This is a genomic window from Anaeromassilibacillus senegalensis (genome assembly GCF_001261775.1).
In the GTDB taxonomy this organism is placed as follows: Bacteria; Bacillota; Clostridia; order Oscillospirales; family Acutalibacteraceae; genus Anaeromassilibacillus; species Anaeromassilibacillus senegalensis.
Genome location: NZ_LN868538.1, coordinates 74,708 through 99,099, shown reverse-complemented (window position 1 = coordinate 99,099; position 24,392 = coordinate 74,708). Strand labels below are relative to the sequence as shown.

The 24,392-nt window shown below is 44.8% G+C and carries 17 protein-coding genes; 14 read left to right on the top strand and 3 right to left on the bottom strand.

The features are described from left to right. Positions 1-272: 272 nt before the first annotated feature. Entirely contained in the window at positions 273-7,289 is a 7,017-nt protein-coding gene (locus BN2106_RS10655) for a glycoside hydrolase family 97 N-terminal domain-containing protein (RefSeq protein ID WP_050698576.1), read from the bottom strand. A 1,135-nt stretch (positions 7,290-8,424) separates the two neighbouring features. Further along, positions 8,425-8,751: a helix-turn-helix domain-containing protein gene (locus tag BN2106_RS10650; protein WP_050698575.1), complete on the bottom strand. Its 327-nt coding sequence runs from the start codon at positions 8,749-8,751 to the stop codon at positions 8,425-8,427. Between the two features lie 151 nt (positions 8,752-8,902). Here BN2106_RS10650 and BN2106_RS16180 point away from each other — a divergent pair, with 151 nt between their 5' ends. Then, a complete protein-coding gene (locus BN2106_RS16180) occupies positions 8,903-9,079 on the top strand; it encodes a hypothetical protein (protein ID WP_154666498.1) in 177 nt (58 codons plus the stop codon). 308 nt (positions 9,080-9,387) lie between these two features. Here the strand turns inward: BN2106_RS16180 and BN2106_RS10645 are convergent, their stop codons facing one another. Then, complete coding sequence (locus BN2106_RS10645; RefSeq protein ID WP_050698574.1) at positions 9,388-10,515, bottom strand: tyrosine-type recombinase/integrase; 1,128 nt, start codon at positions 10,513-10,515, stop codon at positions 9,388-9,390. 382 nt (positions 10,516-10,897) lie between these two features. Between BN2106_RS10645 and BN2106_RS10640 the strand changes: the two genes are divergently transcribed. From BN2106_RS10640 to BN2106_RS10580, 13 genes are all read left to right on the top strand, one after another. Beyond that, positions 10,898-11,434, top strand: a complete 537-nt coding sequence (locus BN2106_RS10640; RefSeq protein WP_050698573.1) for a stage V sporulation T C-terminal domain-containing protein — start codon at positions 10,898-10,900, stop codon at positions 11,432-11,434. 322 nt (positions 11,435-11,756) lie between these two features. Continuing rightward, entirely contained in the window at positions 11,757-12,398 is a 642-nt protein-coding gene (locus BN2106_RS10635; protein WP_050698572.1) for a sugar transferase, read from the top strand. 47 nt (positions 12,399-12,445) lie between these two features. Then, positions 12,446-13,141, top strand: coding sequence for a YveK family protein (locus BN2106_RS10630; protein ID WP_050698571.1), 696 nt, complete (start codon positions 12,446-12,448; stop codon positions 13,139-13,141). A 4-nt stretch (positions 13,142-13,145) separates the two neighbouring features. Next, positions 13,146-13,898 carry a CpsD/CapB family tyrosine-protein kinase gene (locus tag BN2106_RS10625; protein WP_207641717.1) on the top strand — a complete coding sequence of 251 codons (753 nt, stop codon included), beginning with the start codon at positions 13,146-13,148 and terminating at the stop codon, positions 13,896-13,898. Beyond that, positions 13,870-14,598 (top strand): CpsB/CapC family capsule biosynthesis tyrosine phosphatase, encoded by a 729-nt coding sequence (locus BN2106_RS10620; protein ID WP_154666496.1) that lies wholly within the window; start codon positions 13,870-13,872, stop codon positions 14,596-14,598. The genes BN2106_RS10625 and BN2106_RS10620 overlap by 29 nt, the downstream gene beginning before the upstream one ends. A gap of 90 nt (positions 14,599-14,688) precedes the next feature. Further along, positions 14,689-15,834, top strand: a complete 1,146-nt coding sequence (cps2T, locus tag BN2106_RS10615) for a beta 1-4 rhamnosyltransferase Cps2T (protein ID WP_050698569.1) — start codon at positions 14,689-14,691, stop codon at positions 15,832-15,834. Continuing rightward, positions 15,831-17,057: a lipopolysaccharide biosynthesis protein gene (locus BN2106_RS10610; protein ID WP_050698568.1), complete on the top strand. Its 1,227-nt coding sequence runs from the start codon at positions 15,831-15,833 to the stop codon at positions 17,055-17,057. The genes cps2T and BN2106_RS10610 overlap by 4 nt, the downstream gene beginning before the upstream one ends. Then, positions 17,054-18,319 carry an O-antigen ligase family protein gene (locus BN2106_RS10605; protein WP_050698567.1) on the top strand — a complete coding sequence of 422 codons (1,266 nt, stop codon included), beginning with the start codon at positions 17,054-17,056 and terminating at the stop codon, positions 18,317-18,319. Before BN2106_RS10610 ends, BN2106_RS10605 begins: the two co-directional genes overlap by 4 nt. Positions 18,320-18,324: 5 nt before the next feature. Beyond that, positions 18,325-19,428 carry an acyltransferase gene (locus BN2106_RS10600; protein WP_050698566.1) on the top strand — a complete coding sequence of 368 codons (1,104 nt, stop codon included), beginning with the start codon at positions 18,325-18,327 and terminating at the stop codon, positions 19,426-19,428. 56 nt (positions 19,429-19,484) lie between these two features. Then, on the top strand, positions 19,485-20,855 hold the full coding sequence (locus BN2106_RS10595; protein WP_050698565.1) for a hypothetical protein: 1,371 nt from the start codon (positions 19,485-19,487) through the stop codon (positions 20,853-20,855). Next, a complete protein-coding gene (locus tag BN2106_RS10590; RefSeq protein WP_050698564.1) occupies positions 20,852-21,988 on the top strand; it encodes a phosphotransferase in 1,137 nt (378 codons plus the stop codon). The genes BN2106_RS10595 and BN2106_RS10590 overlap by 4 nt, the downstream gene beginning before the upstream one ends. Beyond that, positions 21,985-23,235, top strand: a complete 1,251-nt coding sequence (locus tag BN2106_RS10585; RefSeq protein ID WP_050698563.1) for a glycosyltransferase — start codon at positions 21,985-21,987, stop codon at positions 23,233-23,235. The genes BN2106_RS10590 and BN2106_RS10585 overlap by 4 nt, the downstream gene beginning before the upstream one ends. Further along, on the top strand, positions 23,213-24,391 hold the full coding sequence (locus tag BN2106_RS10580) for a glycosyltransferase family 4 protein (protein WP_050698562.1): 1,179 nt from the start codon (positions 23,213-23,215) through the stop codon (positions 24,389-24,391). Before BN2106_RS10585 ends, BN2106_RS10580 begins: the two co-directional genes overlap by 23 nt. Position 24,392: the final 1 nt, after the last annotated feature.

The following is a 24,392-nucleotide window of genomic DNA, read 5'->3' as shown; positions in this document are numbered from 1 at the left end:
TGGCCTTTTGTTTTCTATAAAAGAGAAAAACACCTCGGCAAAACCAAGGTGTTTTTCCTTTATAATAGGATGTCCGAAGAAGAAAGAAGGACTTGTTCTTATATTTGTACCAATGCGGCAGACCTGCGTCCGGACTGTAAACATCCGGGCAGGTCACCGCAGAGATTTTTTCAATCAGCCGTTGGATGTTTTAGCTGATTGGTGACTGTGCAGTGCTTGACCGGGCTCTGTCTGGGGCCTCCGGTCGGGATGTGCTTACAGCGGGAACCAATTTAAGCAATTGTAATGGCACAATGCTTTTGCGGCTCCCCGTTGGGTAATTGTGTGTACACGCCGGTGCTCTGGCCCGGCGTGCCGACGGCCCAGACTCTGTAATAGCAGTCATTGCTGATTTTGGCGACAAACTGCGTCTTGAGCACGCCGCCGTTGCCGACGGTAAAGCTCGGCGTCAGGTTTGCGCCGCCCTGCACTGTCATCTTGAAGCAGTATGCGCTGCCTCTCTTGAGGGTGAAGTTTACGGTGGTGTCGCTGACGACATACGCGCCCTGTGTGGAGACGCTTTGTGCCGCGTTGACCACAGCGGTACCGGCGGCACCGTAGGTATGGGAGGAGCTGGTGGAGCTGCCCTTGCCGCCGGACGGTTTCCGGTCAGGCTTCACGGGTATTTCCGCCTTTTCCAGATTGTCCTTTGCGTCCACGGCGTTGTAATATGCCGTTGCGAGGGTTTCGTCGTCCGCGGTTTCGTCCGCTGCGGCTGCCTTCAGGTCGCTCAGCGCCTGAGCAAAGGTTGCCGCACTGGCCTTGGTATAGCCGTTCAGGCTGACCTGCTCCATCTCGGCGATCAGGTCGTTCAGTTCGTCGCGGTTCGGGATTTTTCTGAGACCCGCCATGGCCAGGGTGAGTTTTTCCGTCATCTGATTGACTTCCTTCTGGCTGGCGTTTTCTTCCATGGCTCTGGCTTCATCCAGTGCTTTCTGGAAGGCGTCTCTGCCGGTTTCCAGATACGCAGTATCCAAGACGGCTTCGATTTCTTCCGCCTTTTCCATCAGGGAGAGGAGCTCGCTCCAGTCGGCCTTGTCCTCAAGGTCCTCCATCGCCTGGTTCAACGATGCGCAGGCCTCCTGGATTTCCTTGTCCATGGCGTCTTCGTCGTCATAGACGGCCTGGGCTGCTTCGCAGGCTTTCTGGAAGGCCTGCCAGGAAGCGCTGGTGTAAAGCTCTTCGTCCAGCATTCCCGCCGCGGTCAGCGCCTCTTCCAGCGCGGTCTTGTCGCCCTTTGCAAAGCTCAGGAACTGGATGACATGCAGCAGATCCTTCCAGGTGCCGTCGATGGCCTTCTGGGATGCGTTGAGCTGCTTTTCAATTTCCTGTGCGTTCTTCAAAGCGGCGTCAAACTTCTTCTGTACGGAGGGAACAGCCTCCAGATATTCTTTACCGCCGTTCAGCGTTTCCGCCGCTGTCAGCACGGTGCGGAGGATTTGCTTGTTGACCACGGTGAACGCCAGGTCGTATTTGGCAGCCGTCGGGAGTCCGTCGATGGTCATGGTGTAGGAATCCGCGGTGAAGTCCTCCTGCGCCTCGCCGTTGACGGAGACGCCCGCGAATTCTCTTCCTTCCACTGCCGGGATAAAGGTCAGGGTGGTTTTGCCGTCCGGGGTGAGTTCCGCTTTGTAGCTGCCGGTCAGGTTTGCCAGCTTCTGCTCTTCATCGTTTACAAACAGGGACGCCTGCTTGCCGCTGTAGGTTACTTCCAGCGCTTTTGCACCGGAGGTCTTTTCAAAACGGATGGCTGCGCCGCCGGAAGTGGTCATGCCTTTGCGGCTGTGCGCCGTAATGGTACTGCCGTCGGCCTGCTTGAATGTGTACTCCAAAACCGGGGTTTCAAGTCCCGCGAGCTCCAACGTAAGTACATCATCGCGTGTTACGGTCTTGGTTTCTGCGATCAGGCCATTGAGAGGTTCTTCCAGATCCAGCGGATTATCCGGGTTGTCTCTGTAGATGTAGGCGGTATAGGTGCCTTCACCCAGGAAGTCCAGATCAATATCGACCGGTTTGTTCTCTTTGTAAGCGCAGATCACGCCCAGATACCAGTCGTCGCCATTTCTACGTGCCATCTCAACCAGTTCACCAACCTGGCCGTCAACCAGTTTGCTTTCATCCCATTCTGCGGGCATAGCGCTCCAATACTTTTCGTAATGTGGAATGGACTGGTAAACCGACGGCTTATCCGCCAGGCATTGGATGCCGCTTTCGTAGATAATCGGCAGTGCGTACATGTGCGCCAGTGTGAACAGCGGCGGGTTGTCAAATTCCTGCGGTTTTCCGGTATCCGGATCCAACGGGCCGAAACGCACGTTGTTCAAAGCGCCGAAGGAAGCCATCGGGGTATAATCCAGCGGACCGACCGCGCCTCTCGTGAAGGGAATTACGCAGTTGTTAGCCGAGGTCAGGTCGCCGCCCCACGGACGGCTGCCGCCGCCGTAATCATTTACGTCGCGCCAGTCGCTGACTGCGTAGCCTTCCGCACCGCCGACGGCTTCTCTTGTCAGCGCATTTGGGTAGGTACGGCGCTCACCGGCCGGTTTTACGGTTCCGTGCAGATTGATGATCATATGGTTTTCCGCCGTCAATTTCAGCAGATTGTCGTACAGCTGCATCATGGACTGCGTTGCGGAATCGAAGAAATCGGGCTTGATTCCCGCAATGCCGAGTTCCGCCCAGTAGGCGATGCGCTCGCGCTGTTTTTCTGTCACAATATCATTTTTATGGACCCATACCAGAAGTTTGATGCCTTTGCTCTTGGCATATGCAACCACTTCTTCGGTCCAGGAATAGTAACCCAGGTAGCGCTGACCAGCCGGTGCGTTCGGATCGTAACCGGGCACGTTCTCTTTGTCCTGCGTCCGATTGTACGGGATCATCCAGCCTTCGTCCAGCAGTTGATACTGCCAACCCATCTCGGCGGCGAAGTCGATGTATTCCTTGTAGATGCGCAGGCCTTCGGTTTCAAACTTGTCGGCCGGAATCTGATCGTGGCGGAGGTCGCCGTTCAGCCAGGACCAGTTGGATACGCCAGGCTCCACCCAGCTGGTGTCTTCGATGACGCTGTCCGGGCTCAGGTTTTCCGGCATGGTGTTGTCCATGATCGCTGCCAAATCGCCCATGACCAGGAAACGCCACGGGGAAGTAAACGGCGCGGTGGTGACAACCGGACCTTCGGCGGCTTGTTCCGGCGCAAATTTTACATGGAACATCTTGCCTTTGCCGCCCTGAATGACCGATCCGCAGTAAGTGCCGGTCATCAGGTCCGCTTCGGAGAACAAGCCGTAGCTGCCGTCTTTGGTCTGGTACAGCAGCGGAACATTGTATACAGAACCTTCAATGTTCGCCCTGCCGCTCTGTTTTCTGTGGGGCCATTCATTTGCAACGCTGGAATTGTCTCCGCTGCTCTGGCCCCAGAATTGCTGATACTCCTGCGGGAGCTGCAAGCCTGTGAATTCTTCCGTAATCGTCAGGTCGTTCTCTCCATCGATCGCGTAGCGCAGCGCGATCCCGTCGTCATATGCACGGAAGATCATACTGTATGCAACGCCATCCTTTGTAAACGGGAATGTGACTTCGCGGTAGCTGGTATCTATATGTTTTACCTTGCCGCCGATGAGGTCGTAAGAATCGTTGGCAATCTGCTCGGATACATCGCCCAGGACCAGGCCGGAACGGAAATCCCCCAAGTTGGTGGCAAGGCCGGTCGGAGAGACGCCCGCAAACAGTTCGTCATCTTTGCATGCGAGATATGACACAGTGCCTGCCGCGCGGTCGTATGCGACCAGAGCGGCAACGTCGCTGTTCGGTGCTTTTACCTCAAAAATACTTCCTTCAACAGGTTCTGTTCCAACGACCACCTGTGCATGTGCTCTCAAAATGGAGCCGTCGTCCAGTTCTGCACGAAACAGAATGGAGGCGGTGCCATTGCTCTTTGCGGCAGCTGTAATTCCAGTGCCTGTTTTAGTGATTTCCAGTACAGAGGGGTTGCTGCTTTCAATGGTATAATCTGTGATGGTATTGCCAAAGCGATCCGTTGCGGAAACGGACACCGAAGTGCTTTTGCCTACCGCAAGCAGAGTCTGTGCAGCCGTTACTTCTGCAACCGGCTCCTGCGGTTCCGGCTCGGGGGCAGCCGTTTTGGGGAGTTTCCAGAAGCTGGTTTTCGCGCTGCCGCTCGCCAAGACAGCCGGCGTGCCGTCCGAGGTGCCGTCGCCGTCCAGCGCAATGTAAAGCGGCGTTTCAGCTTTTTTATTCAGAATCTGGAACGTATCGTTGCTTGCCGGAACAATTTTCCACCACTGGGAATTGTCCGCATTGTTGATGTTGCCAACTGTCAATTTAACGCCAGCTTCCGCCTTGAAATCGGTTGGCATTAAGACGGTCGCGGTCGTATTCTTCGGTTGAATACGGTAGTATTCCATGTTTGCGTCGGGGATCAGGCGCCAGTACAGCGCATCGCCCTGGTAGTTCCACCACAGATCCACAACGGTTCCGGGGGCGGTGGCGCCGCCGTAAGTCTCAATGCCGGCGTCCTTTAACGAAGATAGAATCTGATAGGTAGCAGAGCTATCCCATTCGGGTGATTTTTCTGTCTTTACATAATGGATTGCCGCACCGCCGGTTTCCGCGAGCGGGATGGAAAGGGAATCGTTTTTAGTGACAGTCTGTGTTTCAGTGTCAACAACTTCCATGGGGTCTTCGCCGTCCAGGAAAATATAGGCGGTGTAGGTACCTTCTCCAAGGAAGTCAAGGTCGAACTCTGCTGTGCGGGCCCCGTCGCAGATAATCCCCTGGTACCAGTCGTCGCCGCTACTGCGTGCAATGTTGACATATTCACAGGGAACACCGTCCACCAGAAGGGATTTTTCCCATGCGGAAGGCATACCTTTGAAATAATGTTCATAGCCGGGATGTGCACGGTAGACTTCCGGTGTGTCGGCCATGCATGAGACGCCGGCCTCAAATATCACCGGGAGCGCCGCCATATGGGCCAGCGTAAATTGCCGGTGGTCACCGCTGACGCCAAAGGAGGCCATGGGGGTGTAATCCATGGGGCCGACGGCGTTGCGGGTGTAAGGAAGCGTGCAGTTGTGGCGTGCGCTGACGTTGTCCGGAATGAAGTCATACTGCTCTGCGCCGAACACTGCTTCGCGCGAGATAACCTGCGGCCAGGTGCGGCGTTCGCCGGTCGGCTTGCCTGCGCCGTGCAGATTCAGAAGCATATGGTTTTCTGCTGTCTTTTTCATGAGCCGTTCGATTTGCAGAATGGTGTCCTGCGACTGGGAATCGAAGAAATCCGGTTTGATTCCCTTGAAGCCCATTTTGGCCCACTCCGTAATGCGCTCCTGCTTTTCCGGGGTATCAAGGTCTGAACTGTTGGCCCAAACAATCAAGCCGATGCCTTTTTCATTGGCATACTGAACCAGATCGTCCGTCCAATCGTAGTAACCTTCGTAAATGTAATCGCTGCCTCTGGGCGCTTTTTTCTGCCAGCCTTCGTCTAACAGCTGGTATTGCCAGCCCATCTCTACCGCAAAATCGACGTATTTCTTGTAGATTTCAAAAGCGTCCGTCTCAAAATTGACGTTTGGATCGGTGTGGCGCAGATCGCCGTTCAGCCAGGTCCAGTCCACAGTGCCGGGCTGGATCCAACTGGTATCTTCTACCTGGCAGTCCTCGCTCAAGGTTTCCGCCATGGTGTTTTCCACGATGGTTTTCGGGGTGCCGATCACGGCAAAGCGCCACGGAGAAGTAAACGGCGCTTCTGTAACCACGTCGTCTTCCTGCTCCGGTGTAAAGGTTACGCGCAGCAGGCCAGTTCCGTCCCCCTGTAACTGTGCGCCGCAGTAGGTAGCGTTCAAGTCGGCTTCAGAGAGCAGTGCCCATGCGCCGTCACTGGTTTCATAGAGCAAGGGCATGCAGTAACCGCCGCGCAGCTTGTGCGCTTCATGCTCCTGTGCGACCGATTCATTGGCGTATTCGTAGTCCATAGCCTGTGCAACAGAACCGCTGGCCAATTGGAATCCGGTGTTTTCCTCAGAAATGTGGAGTTCCGCTCCGTCTTCCGTTTCAATCACATAGCGAAACGCCATACCGTCGTCGTAGGCGCGAACTACGATACTGTAGGAAACGCCGTCTTTGGTAAAGTGCAGCGTCATCTGATTGGCCGTTGCGCTGACCTGGTCCACCTTGGCGCCGATCAGATCGTATAAATCGGTTACCGTTTTGTCCTCACGAGCTGCAAACGTCAGGCCATCGCGAAAATCTCCTTCGCTGGTCACAAGACCGGTGGGGGAGCTGGCAACAACGGTCTTTCCTTCGTAGGAAGAAACAAACCGCACTGCGCCTTTATCATTCATAAAGAACAGGGCGGAAACGGTTCCGTCCGGAGAGGAAACCGACCAGGTTTGTCCCTCCTGACCAGCTCCAACGATGATCTCACAGGAGGCAGTGCAGACGATATCCCCGTCCACTGCTTCACAGGTGATCGTTGCGATGCCGTCGGAAATACCGGTGACTTTGCCCGTCTTTTCATTAACGGCGGCAACTTCTGGATTGCTGCTGCTGAAGGTACACTGGTCTTCGGTCAAATCAATTTTTTCTTTGCCGTTTGAATAAGCGGAAAGTACCATTCCTGCGGCAGCGCCTACTGCAACGGAAGGCTCCTCCGGCTGAATCGCGATGGTCTGCAGGCGATCCAGAACCGAGCGGTCGCAAACCAGTTTGGCATCCGCCCACACGGCATTCGGGTAGCCGCTTGTTGCCATACGAAGCACCGTTGTTCCTTCCGGAATGATTACGTCTATCGGCGTGATGCCTTTGCTGCTGTTTAGGGATTTTGTATAGATTTCTTTGCCATCCGCTTGCAGCGTGAAAGTGGTGGTGCCCCAATCACTCTGGATGGCAATCTGTGCCTGAAAACGCAGGGCGCCATATCCGGTCAGATCATAAATGATTTCTGCGTTTCCGCTAGTGCCCAAACCTTTTTCAAACGGCACGTCCGTGCCGTCCGCGTCCTTCAGGACAATCTTTTGAACGTTGACGTCTCTGTCTTTGCGAACCAGCCACCAACCGTCGTGGGCTGATGTCCATTCCATGTCGCTGAGGTAAATGCTGGTGGTGTCCCCATCGGGATTTCCCGCTTCCTCTGTGTTCACGCGTGCAAACGCGGGAATCCAGCTGGTAAATACTAAGGTAAATACCAACACCAGGGATAACGCAGAGTTCCATGCTTTTTTTCTCATTCTCATTTTTCTCCCCTTCCAATTATTTTGTGTACATTTCTAGGATACAGTATGTACATTCATTACTATATCAGACGAAGCGTTCCAAAAGTGTTCTTTGTTAATTCCAAAGTTATAGTCAAATTGCGCACATGCTGTTTTAAAGTGGCTCATCTGAGAAATTGTAAGCGTTTTTATGAGAGCCCCTTTTCATTTAAATGCATATGTCTCAGGCTGAAATAGTCTGACTTGTTTTGTGGAATAAAACATATGATTTTTATGAAAGCGGTCAGTTGTAAGAAAAAACAGTGCCCTTTGCTTATAATAGGGATTCCGGCACTATACAGTTGGCTATCTTTGTTTTTTGAATTTGTACAGAAATTCAATTGTATGAACCCGATAAAAATATTTGGTCGAAAGTCATATGTGTGGATAGCCTTTACAATGTCATTATTTTTTCATATATGGCGCTAAATGAAAGGACAGTATATGTTATAATACGCAGACAAGAAGTGATGGTTGGGACTTTTGCAGCCAAGGCATATTGCGAAAGGTTTTCATGTTTCATTATTATCAGTGAAGTGCGAAAGCGGCAGGTGATAAACGGCCTGTTTACACAGCTAAATGGAGTATACGTCGATTCCTCGAGTATTCGTTGGAATCGGCGTATATTGTTTTTTAGGATAATAAAGCTTCCCCATTCACATTCTGTATAAAAGTGATAGATTAGATGGAATGTTTGCTCTGAAAGTGTGCGGGAAGGACTGCTTTATTTCTATTAAATTCATATTCTATAACTTATATATAAATTATAAGCTTTTCAAAGCCACTCTTGGTTGAAGACTTGTGGCGGTTATCTGTTTTTACTGATGCGTCCAACCTATTTGAGCTGTCCGTAAACCCACATGTAGTGTAGTCGTTAACATCGGTCAAATGTACGGAATAAAATTTTTCAAACAATACAAGTACGATGGTGATTAACAGGATACAGCCGGACGTGAGAGTGCAATAGAAAGAAGGAATCGTCAAGTTTGGAGCAATTTTGTTGTTTCCGGAAATTAATGCTGCGGTGAATAGAATGAAGGGAACTACAAAAATAAAAATGGCAGATGTTTATAGACATCTGCCATTTCAATCGGCTTATGGGCGGGATCGCTTATTTGTTCTGCAATTCAACCAACATTCGGATCTGTTCTAAAGCGTAATCCTGGAATTCCGGGCGCAGAGCTTGAAATATCTCTAATGCCTCTTCAAGCTTTTTGTTGCAGGGAGGGGTATGGTCGAACATTTCACCATCTCCCGTTTTAAGCCAGGTTTCGTTTACGCCGTACAGATCGCAAATATGGCGAAGCTGGAGCTCCTTAGGCTGTACCCGGTCGTATTCCAAGTTGCTGATCACATCTCTGCTGACGCCCAGTTTTTCTCCGAACTCTCTTTGGGATAATTTTAAAGCCTCTCTTACAGCTTTTATTCTGTTAGACAATTTATTTGCCTCCTGTCTTCAAGGATACGTCTATATTACAACACAAAAAAGCGCTTGTCAACACAAATATAGAAAGATAAGAGCGTTGACAACTCATGTAAAACGTGTTATATTGAGGATACAACACAGCGGCGTAAAGGAGAGTGTGGCAATGACACAGAACGAAAAACAAATTAAAAGGATAGCGGAGTTAAACTCGATTTTTCTGACTTTGGATGATAAAGGGCAAGACAGCGTACTGATGATCTTGCGGTCATTGGATTTTGCGCAGACAGTTATGAACTTGTCACAAGAAGGTGAAAAGTCTTCCAAGAACCGTCCTGCTTAAATATTCGCAATGGTAAATGTTGATAAGTGCTTGAAAAAAGACCTTCCTTAAGAAAAAGCGACGAGATGCATGCGGATTTAAGGTTCTTCAGCAAATGAAAAAACACCTGCAAAAAACGTCCCGGTAATGTACCGAGACGTTTTGTATGAATTTTTAGCATTGTCGTGTATCTGAAAAAAATTCGGCAATGCTAAATACATCTCTTTTAACCAAGGATTTTCGTATAGTAAATAACTTTAAGAAAAAAGATGAGAATTGCAGGACAACACCTGCAATTCTCATCTTTTGACTAGAAAGCTGACGGCAAATTAAGCCGGTTTTAATCCATCCATATAACGCCTTTTTAGATCCATGGAAGGATGTACATAGCGGTTCATCGTTGTATTTACATTTGCATGTCCTAAAAGCTCACTTAGACTCTTTACATCAAACTTGCTTTCCACGCATCGTGTGGCAAAGGTATGCCGAAGTACGTGAAAATTGTAACTCTTAAGGCCCGCTGCTTTTAAATATCTCTTAAAGTAATTTTGGTACGTACGGGGCTCTAAATACCGTCCTTCTTTTCCTGTTAAAATAAACGCCTGCGGAGAAACCTCTTTTGAGAGATCAAACAGAATGTTTTCTAAAAAGGCCGGCAGGGGAATGTCCCGGATGGAACTCTGGCTCTTCGGTGTATCTAGAATAACAGATGTCTTCGTCTTTGCATTGGGGTCTTCGTTATGAATGCGCTGCAGGGTACCACGTACCATCAATATGCCCGAGACAAAAGAGATATTTTCCCATTTTAATGCACAGAGTTCGCCTAGGCGTAACCCTGTATACAACGCAAGCAGGATCCCAACAGTTTGATAATTTAAATTATTTAATAAAAAATTTTCTAGTATTTGTCTTTCCTCAGAGGATAAAACTGTTACTTCTTTCACGGTTACTTTTGGCTTAACAGATAGATTATAATAAGGACTCAAACATAGGTGCTGTTTTTCCCCATAATCCAGCGCAGATTTTAACAAATAGAGTATATCTGAGATCGTTTTGGGAGAGAGCCCTCCGGATTTATCGATCCTTCCGCTGGCAATTTTCTGCTCGACAAAACGATCCAGGCGGTCTGCGGTAATCATATCAAGCCTGATACTTCCAAGCCCAGGCAATATGTGCTGGTTTACTAAAAAGGTATACTGACTAAAGGTAGAAGCCTTCACCGTAATACGAATCGCACGAAGCCATAATACAAACAAATCCGATACGGTTAAGCTGTGGGTATGTTGCGGTTGGTCAACAACAAGAGAGGCCTTTTTTAACGCTGATTTGACCTCCGAATAGGTTTTTCCATAGATGGAACGATATTTCGCTTTTCCATTTTCAGCGTATCCGACGAGATAGCGGCCTTCCCAACGGCCATCTTTTCGTTTGTAAATATTTTCTCCTTTTCTGGGCATTTTTCCACCTCTTATTCTCTAATTTTATGACCAAAAAATTGACGGGAATTATATCTGCTACATTTATATTGTTAACAAATTGCAAAGAAATTTGTTACTGAAAATTCACTAATATCCCAAAGATGCATAAATTTGCAGAAAAAAGAATTTTGAACCTTGCGATATAAGGGTGCAGGGATTATAATATACAGAAGAATTTCGACCGTTTTTTACATCTTAAAGTTATTTACTTTAGGAAAATAATTTGAAATAGTAAGGAAAAGGTTTTGGTAAGTAGACAAGCAATTTTCTTACCAAAAACTTAATGAAGACAGCGTGCTAATGCATTTTCACTTTACTAGAATACCACATTTTGACAAAATTTGCTAGGAGGAGAATTAAATTGAAAGCTACTGGAATTGTCCGAAGAATCGACGACTTGGGAAGAGTCGTCATCCCAAAAGAAATTCGTCGTACTCTGCGGATCTTTGAGGGAGATGCACTGGAAATATTTACCGATGCACAAGGAGGGGTTACTTTTAAAAAATATTCCCCTGTGGGAGAATTGGCGGCGTTTGCAGAACAGTATGCAGAAGTCCTGAGCAATGTAACAGGCAAGCCCTCTGTTATTTGTGATAAAGATCATGTTATTGCTGCCGGGATATCCCGAAAAGAATACATTGGCAGACGCGTTTCTGTTGAATTGGATGACTATTTACAGGAGCAAAAATCGTACATCTGTAAAGAAAATGACGAGAAGCTCTATCCGATAGAAGGAATTGATAAAGTGGCTGGCGTTGTATATCCGATTGTTGTCTCCAGTGAAATTATGGGTGCAGTGGTTTTGTTGCAGGACGATGAGTTTACGCCGGCAAATGAATCAGAAGAGAAGCTGACGAGAGCTGCAGCAAGCTTTTTAAGTAAACAAATGGAAAAGTAAGTTGCGCAAAGGCGGCTGGAAATCGTAAAGCTTTATTCCAAAATGAACAATTGTATCATTGCCTATTAAACCATATGAATTTTAAATGGTTGTATATTATGCAGAAAATATGGATCGATAAAATGGAATAGAACACAATTTTGGAGTTTGTAAATCTGGTTGGGTGAGACTACTTTACCTTAAAAAATGCCATGATTACAAACATGGTGATACCACCGATGATAAAGCAGGCGATATTTATCCACATGGTACTGTCCACCTTTCAATAAAATTATGTTATAAGATTTGCGTTTTATGAGGGATCATGCGGAGGGAAACTGATATGATATTTCGCTTTTGTAAAAGAATATTTGACGTTGTAGCAGCGTTACTTGGGCTTGTTATACTGCTTCCTGTATGTTGCGTTGTGGGGGTTGTCATTAAATTAGAATCCCCTGGCCCTGTGTTGTTCAGGCAGCCAAGAATGGGATTACATATGAAGCCGTTTACAATTTATAAATTTCGAACCATGTATGTAGAAGCACCAAAGGACTGCGCTACCAGAAATTTGGAAAATTCGGGTTCTTATATTACGCCTGTCGGGAAATTTCTGCGCAATACAAGTATTGACGAAATCCCACAGCTGATAAACATTCTCAAAGGAGAAATGAGTTTTATTGGCCCCCGACCGGTTGTTCTTTCAGAATTAGATTTGATTCAGTCCAGAGAAGGGAAAGGCGTTTACGATGTAAAGCCTGGGCTGTCCGGCTGGGCACAGATCAATGGACGCGATTTAGTCAGTGTTGAAGATAAAACATCTTACGACACATACTATGTGGATCATTATGGCTTTAAGATGGACATGCTTATATTTTTGAAGACCATTCTTTATGTGTTAAGGAGAGCTGATATTCAAGAGGGAAAAACAAAGGTCTTTCGTTTTGAAAAACAAATGGAAGAATCCGTTGAAAATAAAGCAAGTTAAATGCTTGCATTGTTTAAAATTTATTTTATTTAGAGAGGATTGAAAACATGGAGGAAACTACCGAGCTCGATTTGCGGGAACTCTTTTATGTCATTCGTAAGCACATGAAAGGAATTCTTGCCGGGTTGGCGGTTGGCCTGATTTGCGCCGTATTGATTTCGATGTTCGTGCTTCCTAAAAAGTATACTTCATCGGTTTCGCTGTATGTAAATAATGGACAGCCGATTTTAAATAATGCTTTAAATGTGAATGATATTAACGCTTCTCAAAAGCTTGTTGGCACTTATATAGTGATCCTGCAGGATGAGCACGTGATAGAACAGGTGGCAGAGCAACTAAGCCGTCCGGTGTCAGCGGCCAAGCTGGCAGGAATGATTTCCATGGGGGCGGTAAACGATACAGAGGTACTTTCTATTTCTGCCAATACAGAGGATCCACAGCTTTCGGCGGAAATTTGCAATGTGTTTGCGGATATAGCACCGGAGGTACTGCAGCGAGTGGTAAAAGCAGGCTCTGTGGAGGTACTGGGAGAAGCAAAGGCGGCAACAGCTCCGTCCTCTCCAAGTGTAGTAAAAAATGCTCTGATTGGAGCTCTAATCGGTTTGGTTCTTATGATCGGATGGACGTTCTATCGGGAAATGGCGGACAACACAGTGAAGAGTGAAGACGATTTGAGAAAGCATGTTGATGTTCCTGTGTTGGGGGAAATCCCTAAAATCCGTGTTGAAAAGGAAAGAAGGTGATTGTTTGGCAAAGCGTTATTTAAGGGGCATGGAAAAGTTGAATTCAACCATGTGGACCAGCTATAGGCTGGATGATACAAAGAAATTCCATGTTACAGAAGCATACAAGCTGATTCGAACCAATCTGCTGTTTACTTTATCAGATGCGGATAAAAAAGTAGTTCTGGTTTCGAGTGCGGAACCCGATGCGGGAAAATCCATTAGCTGTGCCAATTTGGCAATTTCAATGGCCCAAACAGGTGCGCGTGTTTTGCTGATTGATGCGGATATGCGCCGCGCGGTACAGCACCGTATTTTTGGTATTCCGAAAGGAAAGGGTATTTCCCAGTTGCTGGGTGGTTTTTGCGGCTTGGAAGATGCTATTGTGCATGATAAGTCGTCGTTAGATATTATAACGGCAGGTCAGCAGCCTCCCAATCCGGTAGAATTACTTGCCTCCAAATCGATGAACACGATTCTGGAAAAATTGTCCGAACAATATGATTATATTTTTATTGATACGCCTCCAGTGAGCATTCTTTCGGACGCTTTGGTTTTGGCTGATAAGGTCGCGGGTGTTGTTTTGATTGCCAGGCAAAAGCAGACGACTTACGATATCTTGCAGAAAGCAATTGACAGTATTCGCAAGGTAGATGGCGTGGTTCTTGGAACGGTAATCAATGATGTTGAAGAGAAAAATAAACCGTATAAATCCTACTCTTCCTACTATAGCTCCTATTATGGGAGCTATGAGCCGAAAAAAGCAGCGGAAAAATGAGGGGAATGCCATGTGGATAGATTTTCACAGCCATATTCTTCCTGGAATAGACGATGGTGCAAAAGATGTGGAAGAAGCTTCTGCGATGTTGCACGCTATGGAAAATCAGCAGGTGAAGACAGTATTTGCCACCCCGCATTATTATGCCCATTGTGATAAGATAGAGGATTTTGTGGAGAAAAGGCAGACTGCGCGTGCTCAATTGGAAGAAGGGAATTCCATAAAAGTCGCCTTGCGAATGGCTGCGGAGGTCGCGCTTGAACCGGAGATTTGTCGGTTGGATTTAACGCCGCTTTTTTATGAGGGTTTATCCGCTGTTCTGCTCGAATTGCCGGCATCCCGCTATAAAAGTTGGATGGTACAGGAGATTGAAGAGATTGCGTACGCCTTTTCAGTGATTCCTATATTGGCCCATTTTGAAAGATACCTATGGTACGAACAGGAAGGCCTGCGGGAACTTTTGCAGCTTCCTAAAGTGGTTGTTCAAATCAGCGCTAACATGCTGGCCAATCGGGAAACGATGGATTTAATAAAAGACTTGCATTTTTTAGGAATCCCGGTCCTTTTGGGCAGCGACGCGCATAATTGCGGGGCACGGCCGGTGTGCTTTGATGTTGCGCAAAAGATTTTAAAAAAGAGAAAGTATGGAGAGCTAGAAGCTTGGATTACTAAAAGTACGCAGATGATTCTCAGCAGCTGAATTTTCCCGTATATGAAGCTGAAATGATTTTGTGTTTGATGGGCGTTCAGGCTTTCTTTTTTTATATTGATTTAATGAGGTATTTATATTATGACGGATGTGTTTTTAGTTGGGAGTAAAGGAATTCCTGCCCAGTATGGCGGATTTGAGACTTTTGTTGAAAATTTGACAGCAGGTAAAACGGATCCCTCCATCCGTTACCATGTTTCCTGTATGAATCAAGAGGAAAAGCATTTTGAGTATCATGAAGCGGACTGCTTTAACGTAAAAGTGCCTTTACCCGGGGCACCAGGTCGTACTTTACATGTCAGCCGTGTGCTACGACAGGTGGAGCAGTGGATAAAAGAAAATCATCCTGAAAATGTGATTGTTTATGTTTTAGGATGCCGGGTTGGACCATTGCTGTATCTGCATGCAAATCGACTAAGAAAATACAATGCCAGAATTTTTGTAAATCCGGATGGCTTGGAGTGGAAACGGGCCAAGTGGAACGGTTTAGCCAAAAGAATTCTACTGTATTGTGAGGCTTGTATTGTAAAAAATGCGGATCTTGTTGTCTGTGACTCCCAAAATATTGAAAAATATGTACAAGCCACATATCCGTCAAAGGCCCGGGCCACAACGTTCATTGCTTATGGAGCGGATGTAATACATTCTACCTGTTCAATGGAAAAACTCCAATCGTGGTACGAAAAGTTCGGAGTGCAAAGCGGAAATTATTATTTAATTGTAGGACGATTTGTTCCGGAAAACAACTATGAAACAATGCTGACTGAGTTCATGCAGAGTAATACCAAGAAGGATCTTGTGGTGATTACAAATGTAGAGCAGAACAAGTTCTATAAATCCTTGTCCGAAAAAACAAGTTTTGAAAAGGACTCGCGCATTAAATTTGTTGGAACCGTTTATGATCAGGAATTGCTGAAAAAAATTCGTGAAGAAGCATATGGCTATATTCATGGACATGAAGTTGGCGGCACAAATCCGAGCCTATTGGAAGCTTTGGCAAGCACTAAAGTAAATCTATTACTTAATGTAGGATTTAATCAGGAGGTAGCAGAAGAAAGCGCTCTGTATTGGTCGAAACAGCCAGGCAGTTTAGCGAATTTGCTTGAAGCGACTGATTGCTTAACACTGGAAGAAAGGACACGCTTTGGCGAGAAGGCGAATTACCGTATAAAAGATGTCTATAACTGGGAGTCGATATGTCGACAGTATGAAGGATTGTTTAAATGAAAAGAAATGCGTTTTTATCGGGCAGCTTAATGTCAATGGTGGAGCAGGGGTTTGCCAGTATTACGTCTTTCCTTACAGGTATCATCATTGCGAGAGCAACCAATTTAACCATATCCGGTTCTTATGCGCTCCTACTTTCTATTGTTATGATTTTTTTGGGGCTGCAACGTGTGGTAATTGCTGTACCATTTAATGTTCATTATCCTAAAATGCAGAATGAGAAAGATAAAATGACATATATTTCGGCATCCGCTGGAATTGAGGTTGTTTTTTTGATACTACTTGTAGCCGCTATCCCGATATTAAGAATTTTCATTTTTCATGAAGCTGCTGTTATTCCCTTGATTATTTTCTTTATAGGATATTTGGTAAAGGATTGTGCGAGGCAGTATTTTTTTGGTATCAATCGTATCGTTCGCTGTTTGATTATGAGCTGTACACAATGCGTTATACAAATTGTTCTTTTATTTTTACTTGCTAAGGACGATATGTCATTTAATGCAATCCTGATGGTAATTGGATGCAGTTGCATGTTTTGTACCGTTGTATTTCTTATAGGAAAAATAAGGGTGTCGTTACATCCCTGGGCTTTAAAAAAAGCATGGAAGACGAACTGGTGGACAGCTAAATGGAGTATCGGAATCAGTATGTCTGATTCTATTAAAAATCAGCTTGCCTTGTGGCTCATTAAGCTATTTATATCAATTGATGCTGTTGCAATTTTTAATAATAATAACACGCTGGCTGTTTTGCCACAGCCGGTTTTTGTAGGCTTATCACAGTACCTGTTGCCCAATTTCTCCGCGGCATTTGCGGAGAAAAAAGATACGTTAGTTAAAAAGCGCCTGCTTATGGTTGGCGGGTTAATTTTAGTTTGCAATTTTTTATGGGCAGGAATCTTGTTTTTTATTGGAAGACAATTGATGAACTGGCTTTATGGGGAAGAGTATCTTGTTGGTACAGCCATTTTAATGGTTTGCTGTATTCGTGGGATTTTCATGTCTTTCGTCAATATGGCCTCTGCGGTTCTTCAGGCCGTTCAGCGTCCACAGATTATTATGCGGACTTTGATGTTTTCTATTGCGTTCCTGGCTGTTGGCGGAAGCCTCCTGATTTGGAAAGCAGGGATTATGGGGGCCTGCATCACTATGTTGATGGTATATGCCATTCCTGCGACAATGCAGATCGTAGAAATTATCAGGGTATTTAAGGAGAGAAAATGAAGCAATCTGTTTTTTTATCTGCTTATAAAAATCAGGACGAAAAAATAATTTCAATTTCATTGCTTTTAATATTATTGTCTAGTTTGGTTTTGCAAAATGGATTTACTGCCCATAAAATGCTTCTATTGCCTATCGCAATTTTGCTTTTGGTGACTTATATTTTTAGCAAAGGGATAACGAAAATCCGTGTAGGTTACTTACCGTTGTTTATTTTTGCCTTTGTAGCAATATATTCCACTGCTTTTATCAGTTCAGATAAGCTTTTTAGCTTTTGGAAAATTGTTGAGTTTTTGTCACTACTTTTGTTGGCAATTGTTTGTGGGGATTATCAAGGTCGATATGCAGAGAATATCTTTGATGATTTTAGCTGTAACCTTATATTAAAGTTTATAAAGGTAATTGTTGTTTTTAGCGCAATAGTTACAATTCTTTTACCTAACCAAAATCTTCTAACATCGGGATATGCGATTCCCAGAGCGATTTTACCAGCTCTTTTAAATGTCAATACCATCATTCAAATTAATGCCAATTCCTTAGGATGTATGGCCGCAATTCTTTTGTTTGATTCGGTTTATCGTAGTATGATGTTTTCTCCGAACAGGAAGTTAACGTTTGGTAAAATTGCATATTGGTTTTGTGTGGCGTTTGTGCTTCTGTTTGCGCAAAGCAGAACAGCTATTGTGGCGTTGACAATTGCTTTTTTGATCTGTTTTAGTTTGGGTGCGACTAAAAGAAAAAAGATGCTGCTGTTTATGCTGTTTGTAGCTATAATTATTGCATGCAACGCCGAATTAATATTCGAATATATTTTGCGTGGAAGAACAAGCGAAGATTTAGCCAACTTATCTGGAAGAGCCGATTATTGGCCTATTGTTATGGACAAAGTAAACAATGGTAGGCCGGACCAATTCCTTTTTGGTTTGGGATTTGGCACAGCGGTAAAACAACAGTATGGAATTTATCAATTTGCCACTTTACATTCGGATTTTTTCGACTCCTTGGCAAATGCAGGTTGGGTTGGCGCGGCGTCCTATGTGGTATATATTGCTTATAACCTGTTTCGGTCCTTTAAACAAACCCTCATTTCTGTGCTTGCAGGGAGGGCTGAAAAGATTTATTCTTCTGTTTATAAATTGGGGATCATCATTATCATTGCGGTGCGATCCTTTACCGGTACGACAGTGATGTCTATGAGTGTGTTTGCGTTGCTTTTTATAGTCATTCTTGGAAACATAGGCTGTAATATAAAAAAGAAGGAATGATACGAATGAATACGAGAACGTCTACACGAGATTCTCGCTTTGAGCTGCTGCGGATTATCAGTATGCTTTTTATTATTGCAGGACATTATGCATACCATGGAGGAGTTCTGGAAAACAGCATAGGTGTGAATCGTGTTCTGGGGGCTTTGGCTCACGCAGGGGTTTACATAGGCGTCAATTGTTTTGTATTAGTAAGCGCCTACTTTTTATTAAATACAAAGTTTTCGGTAAAACGTGTTGTAAAAATTGAAGCGCAAGCCCTATTCTATTCAAGTTTAGCCTTTCTGATTGCTTGTTTTTATTTTCATGATTCAATAACTGGAAAAGAAGCCGTAAAGGTATTTCTGCCGACAATTTTTAGAGAGTATTGGTTTGTAACTGCTTACATCGGTTTATTATTGCTGTCTCCATTTTTAAACTACGTCATACAGGAATTTACAGTAAATTTGCCGTACTATAGAAATTTATTGCTTGTCAGCACATTGATGTTCTCGATGATCCCCTTTTTTATGCCAACCAGTACACCATGGGGAAATGACCTGCTCTGGTTTGTTCATCTCTATTTTCTGATGGGATATTTAAAAAACAGGGATTGTCAAGTAACTTCAAAGGCGAGATCAGGTGGAATGTTATTTGGACTATGTTTTTTCTGTTCGTTTGTAAGTTCCATTGTTTTCATTTGGATTGCGAATGGCATACCGGTTCTGAATCGGGTAGGAGTAATAAGTTATCTAAGTCTGTACAAAGAGTCTCCGTTTCAGTTACTGGGAGCGATTGGACTGTTTTTGCTATTCGCAAACATAAAAATGCGCCCCTCAAAGTGGATCAACCGGATAGCGGCGACCACGTTTGGTGTTTATCTCATTCACGACAACCCATTGCTGCGAACGCATCTTTGGCAGGATGTTCTACACACCGGTCAGTTTTATGACTCTCCCTTTTTAGGACTTCATATGATCGTTTCCATTGCTGTAGTTTTTTTAATCTGCAGTTTGGTGGATGAGATTCGAAGATGGATGGGTTGTGCACTAAAGGGAGTCAATATTTTCCCGAAGCTGCAAATGAAAATTGATAACTTATTTAATTTGCATTCGGATTCATGTGCATAACGGAGACTAAAATATAGACGTGAAACAATAAAAGTTTGGAAAGGTTTACTATCGATATGAAATTATTGGAACAGGTATTTACAATCATTAATGACAGCGGTCTAAACTACTGCATTCAAAATAAATATGAAATGATGCCTGAGGAAATCCCTTCAGATATCGATATGATGTATAAAGATGCGGATGAAAAATTCCTGGATGCTTTAATTATAAAAATTGCTAAGGAGACAAAACTTCTTGTTACGCAAAAAATCCTACAAGGGTTTTATGAGTATACTTACATCTTAACACCAGCGACTCCAACGGAGCGGTTTCAGCTGCAATTGGATTTCTATAGAGCTATTTCTCGAAAAGACTTTCCTAATGTGATGCCGGCGGAAGATATGTTGGAGAATCGCCGATTTTACAAGTGCTTTTATGTGCCGGATTATTTTGATGAATTAAAGTATATGTGGATCCGCCGGACCATCAAGCATGATATGAATGAGGAGCATTTGCAGATTGCCCGCGATTTATTTCAGCGTGAGCCGGAAAGGTATTCAGAAAAGTTACGGTTAGTATTTGGTGAAGAAGCAAGCACTCTGATTTTGAATATACTGCATTCAGGTAATGTAAAAGATTTTTATCAAAATTATGAAGTGTTTCAAAGAAGTGTGAGAAAGATTTCCGATCAAAACTATCATTTGAAAACACGTATCAGTAACTGGGCCTTTCAGGTTGGAAAAGTAATACCCAAAAGAGTTTTTTATACATCGGGTATTTCCGTTGCTTTTTTGTCTCCCGATGGAGGAGGGAAAAGTACGGTCATATCCAGTGTTTCCAAAACAGTATGCGGCAGCTTTTATGGAATCGAACAAATTTATTTTCGCCCCCATTTATTAAAAAATCTTGGCCATTATAACCCTCTGCATCCCTCCGATGAGGCGGAAAGCAATCCAGACCCGCACGGCAAGGAACTGAATAACCCGTTGAAATCTATGCTGCGTTATTTTTATTATAACATGGATTATCTACTGGGGACCTGGTGCAAAGTACTGCCGTTAAAAATAAGGAAAAAACTAGTACTCTTTGACAGGTACTACTATGACTATTATGTGGATCTGAAGCGATATCAATACCGGCTGCCGAAATGGTTCCCCAAGGCGTTTGCGTGGAGTATTCCAAAACCCAATCTGGTTTTTATTCTGGATGCCCCGGCGGAAGTATTATATGAGAGAAAACAGGAATTGCCGTTGAACGAGCTGGCCAGACAGCGGTTGGAATACCAGAAAGTTGCAAAATCTCTGCCGAATGCGCACCTGATAGATGCGACGAAACCGGTGGAGGAGGTTACGGGGGAGATTACAGAAATTATTTTAAATTATAAAGCCCATCAAACCGCAAAATTGCTTCGTTGCAAGGTGGATGAACAGGGGTATTTACAATGACAAAATGGGATGGTTTCAAACAGGAACTAAAAATGCTCGGAATAGAAGAGACCCAAAACGCTTCTGTTTATCTCGTGTTGCCTAATAAGGAAAATGTACGCTGGGTATTTCCCTCAATGAGCAGAAGAGCTCTTAAAATAGGCCTGATGCTCTATTCTCCCAATACGAAAAAAGGGAAGCTGTATAAAAGGTATTTGGAGCTGATGCCAGTCTGGTTTTTAAAAAAGATCGAACAGAAGCATCTGACTCATTTACAATGGAAGAAGAGCCCGTTTATTGAGAAGGATCAATGTCCTGCCTTCTTTATGGGGAATGGTGGCCCGCACAGTAAGGTTACTATTCAAGTACAGGATTCTTTTGGACCTTGCTCCTATTTAAAATATACGTACTCTCCTGTGATTGTACCATTGTTTCAAAATGAATCGGAGGCATTAAAAGAGCTGGAACAAAAAGCACCTGCGCTGCACATCTCTCATGTGATTAGCCAGAGTAAGCGGGGAAGGGCATCAATATTCCAGACCTCATCTGTAAAATCTTTGAATGGAAAAACTATCTTCGATTTGACAAAGCTGCATGTTGATTTTTTGGTTCAATTGTTTTCTGCGACCAGATCGGGTTCGTTGTGTCTAGGCAGTGTATTTTACATGGAAACAAAAGAAAAATTGAAACGGTTACCAATAAAAGACAGAAAATGGATAGACGCTCTTTTTGAGCGGTGTATTACTTCGCTTTTGCCGGAAAACCTGCCGGTATCTCGAATCCATGGAGACTTTACACCGTGGAACACAGTGATGGAAAAGGGGATTCTGTCCTGTTTTGACTGGGAATACAGCCGGCGGGAGTGTCCTCCTGTTTTTGATGCCATCCATTTCTTGCTTCAGCCTAATATGTTGAATCCCCAAAAGCCGTTGGAGCAGATTTGGACAACGGTAAAGCAAAATGTGCAGTTGCTTTCCTATTTCGAACAAGTTGGATATCCTGCTCATTTTATCCGGCAATATGTAATGCTCTATTTAATGGATATTTTTCTGTTTTATCATTCACGGTCAGAGGAACATTCGAGCCAGGAGCAACAATTGATGAACCGATGGAAAGCATTGCTGCATCTATTGGAAGAAAGGGAAAAGGTATGAGCACCATACTGATATCTGCCTATGCCTGTGAACCGGATAAGGGTTCTGAGCCTGGCGCAGGCTGGCATTGGGCCAAACAAATTGCTAAAAAGCATGCAGTCATTGTATTGACCCGCGCCAATAATCGGGGAAGCATTGAAAAAGAACTTCAAAAACATCCGGATCCCAATATGACATTTTTATACTATGATGTTCCTAAGTGTTTTACCTTTTGGAAGCGTGGACAGCGAGGGGTTCAGTTGTACTATGTTCTGTGGCAGATTGGGGCGTACCGTGTTGCGAAAAAGTTTACGGTACAGACGAAAGTGGATATCGCTTTAGCGCTTACCTTTGGCAACATGTGGCTTCCCACCTTGATGCATAAATTGCCCTGCCGGTTCATCTGGGGACCGATTGGCGGCGGAGAAGGGATTCCAAAGGAATTATGGAGTCACATTTCAACGAAACAGCGGCTTTTTGAAATCGTGCGTCATATTAATCCGTATCTATGTATCACCAATCCCTGGTTTCGGAGTGCCTGTAAAAAAGCAGAAACGCTCATCATGCGGACTGAGGATTCACGAGTCTGCATTCCTGTAAAATATCAGAACAAGTGCAGAATGATGATAGAAACAGGAGTGGATATTGCAGACTGCGAGCAAATGTCGCAACAGATACAATCGTTAAAAGGCAAACCGTCGTTTGTTGTAGTGGGACGATTAATTAGCCTTAAATTCGTAGATATTGCTGTTCGAGCAGTTGCAATTGTACGCCAACGTCATCCGGACTGTCTATTAAAAATTGTTGGCGGTGGTAAATGCAAAAAGAAACTGGAGTATTTGGTTCATGAACTTCAGATTGAAGAAAACATTTTATTTGAAGGAAATGTCCCCAGAGAAATATGTCTTCAGCATATTTCCGATTCCTTAGCGATGCTTATGACAAGTGGCAAAGAAGGAGGGGCATGGGTACTCTATGAAGCCATGATGTGCCATAAACCCATTATTTGTATGGACACATCCGGTATGCATATGCTGGTGGATCCCAATGGGGGCATTAAAATTCCCGTTGCGGACTATGACACGTTGGTAAAAGCATTTGCCGACGCGATGTGCAGATTGATTGATAATCCGGATTTGGCCCATAAAATGGGGGAGGTTGGATTTAAGCGTGTTTCCACGGCTTTGCTGTGGGACGAGAAAGGACGCTTTTTTGAGTCGATCCTGCAAGAGAAAGGAAGGGAAAATGAAAGTTCTGATTGTCCATAATTTTCATCGGTCCGGTTCGGCCAGTGGGGACGACCAGGTGTTTCGGCATGAGAGCGCTTTGCTGGAAGCAGAGGGTGTGACGGTATTGCGCTACTCTGTCAAAAACGATTCCTTTGACCAACAAAACGGCCTGGGGAAAATGTTTTCCGCGCTGTCTATGTTTTGGTCCTGGAAAGCGTATCGGGAAATCCGGAACATTTGTAAAACAGAGAAACCGGATGTGGTCCATATCCACACGTTCTTTCCTTTGCTTTCTCCTTCTGTGTTTGTAGCCGCACATCGCAGCAGCGCAAAGGTGGTGCAGACGCTCCATGACACGCGCTATGTTTGCCCTAACGCAACATCGATGCGCGATGCGGAGTTGTGCAATGCCTGTGCGGATGGAAAATATTTTCGAATGTGCAAATACAAATGCTTTAAAGGATCACGTTTGCAATCGCTGATTGTCGCCTGTATTTTTAAAATACACCGCCTGCTGCGTATATTTTATAAGGATATTGATACGTATGTCTGCCTCAATGACGTACAGATGGAGTTATTGGAACAAGCCGGGTTTGATCGAAATAAGATGATCAAAAAATATAACAGCGTTTCCCAGCCTGTACCAATAGAAACTTCGCTGCCGGATTTGCCGGAACGGTTTGTTGTTTATTACGGTCGGATTGGCGAAGAAAAAGGGATGGACATCCTATTGAACGTTTGGAAGCGGTTGCCAGAAATCCCTCTGGTTGTCATGGGGGACGGTCCCTTGGCGGAAGATTTTCAGAAATTTATGAAAAGCAATCAGATGACCAATGTACAGTATTTGGGTTATACGCCGCATGACAAATGTATTGCAATTGTACAAAAGGCAGAGTTTGTGGTTTTTCCATCTGTTTGGTATGAGGGATGCTCCATGGTTATCATCGAATCCTTCAGTCTGAAAAAGCCAGTAGTTGCAACAGATATTGGTTTTATGAAGGAAGCCATTCAAAGTGGTTACAACGGTCTGAAATGCAGGCGGAAGGATGTGGCGGATTTTACCGCAAAAATTCGATACCTGTGGGAGCATCCACAGGAGGCAAAAGAAATAGGGGAAAATGCGTACCGGGATTTCCAAAAGAACTATACCGAAGAAGCAGACGTTCGAAAGCTGCTGGAAATATACGAAAGGTAAA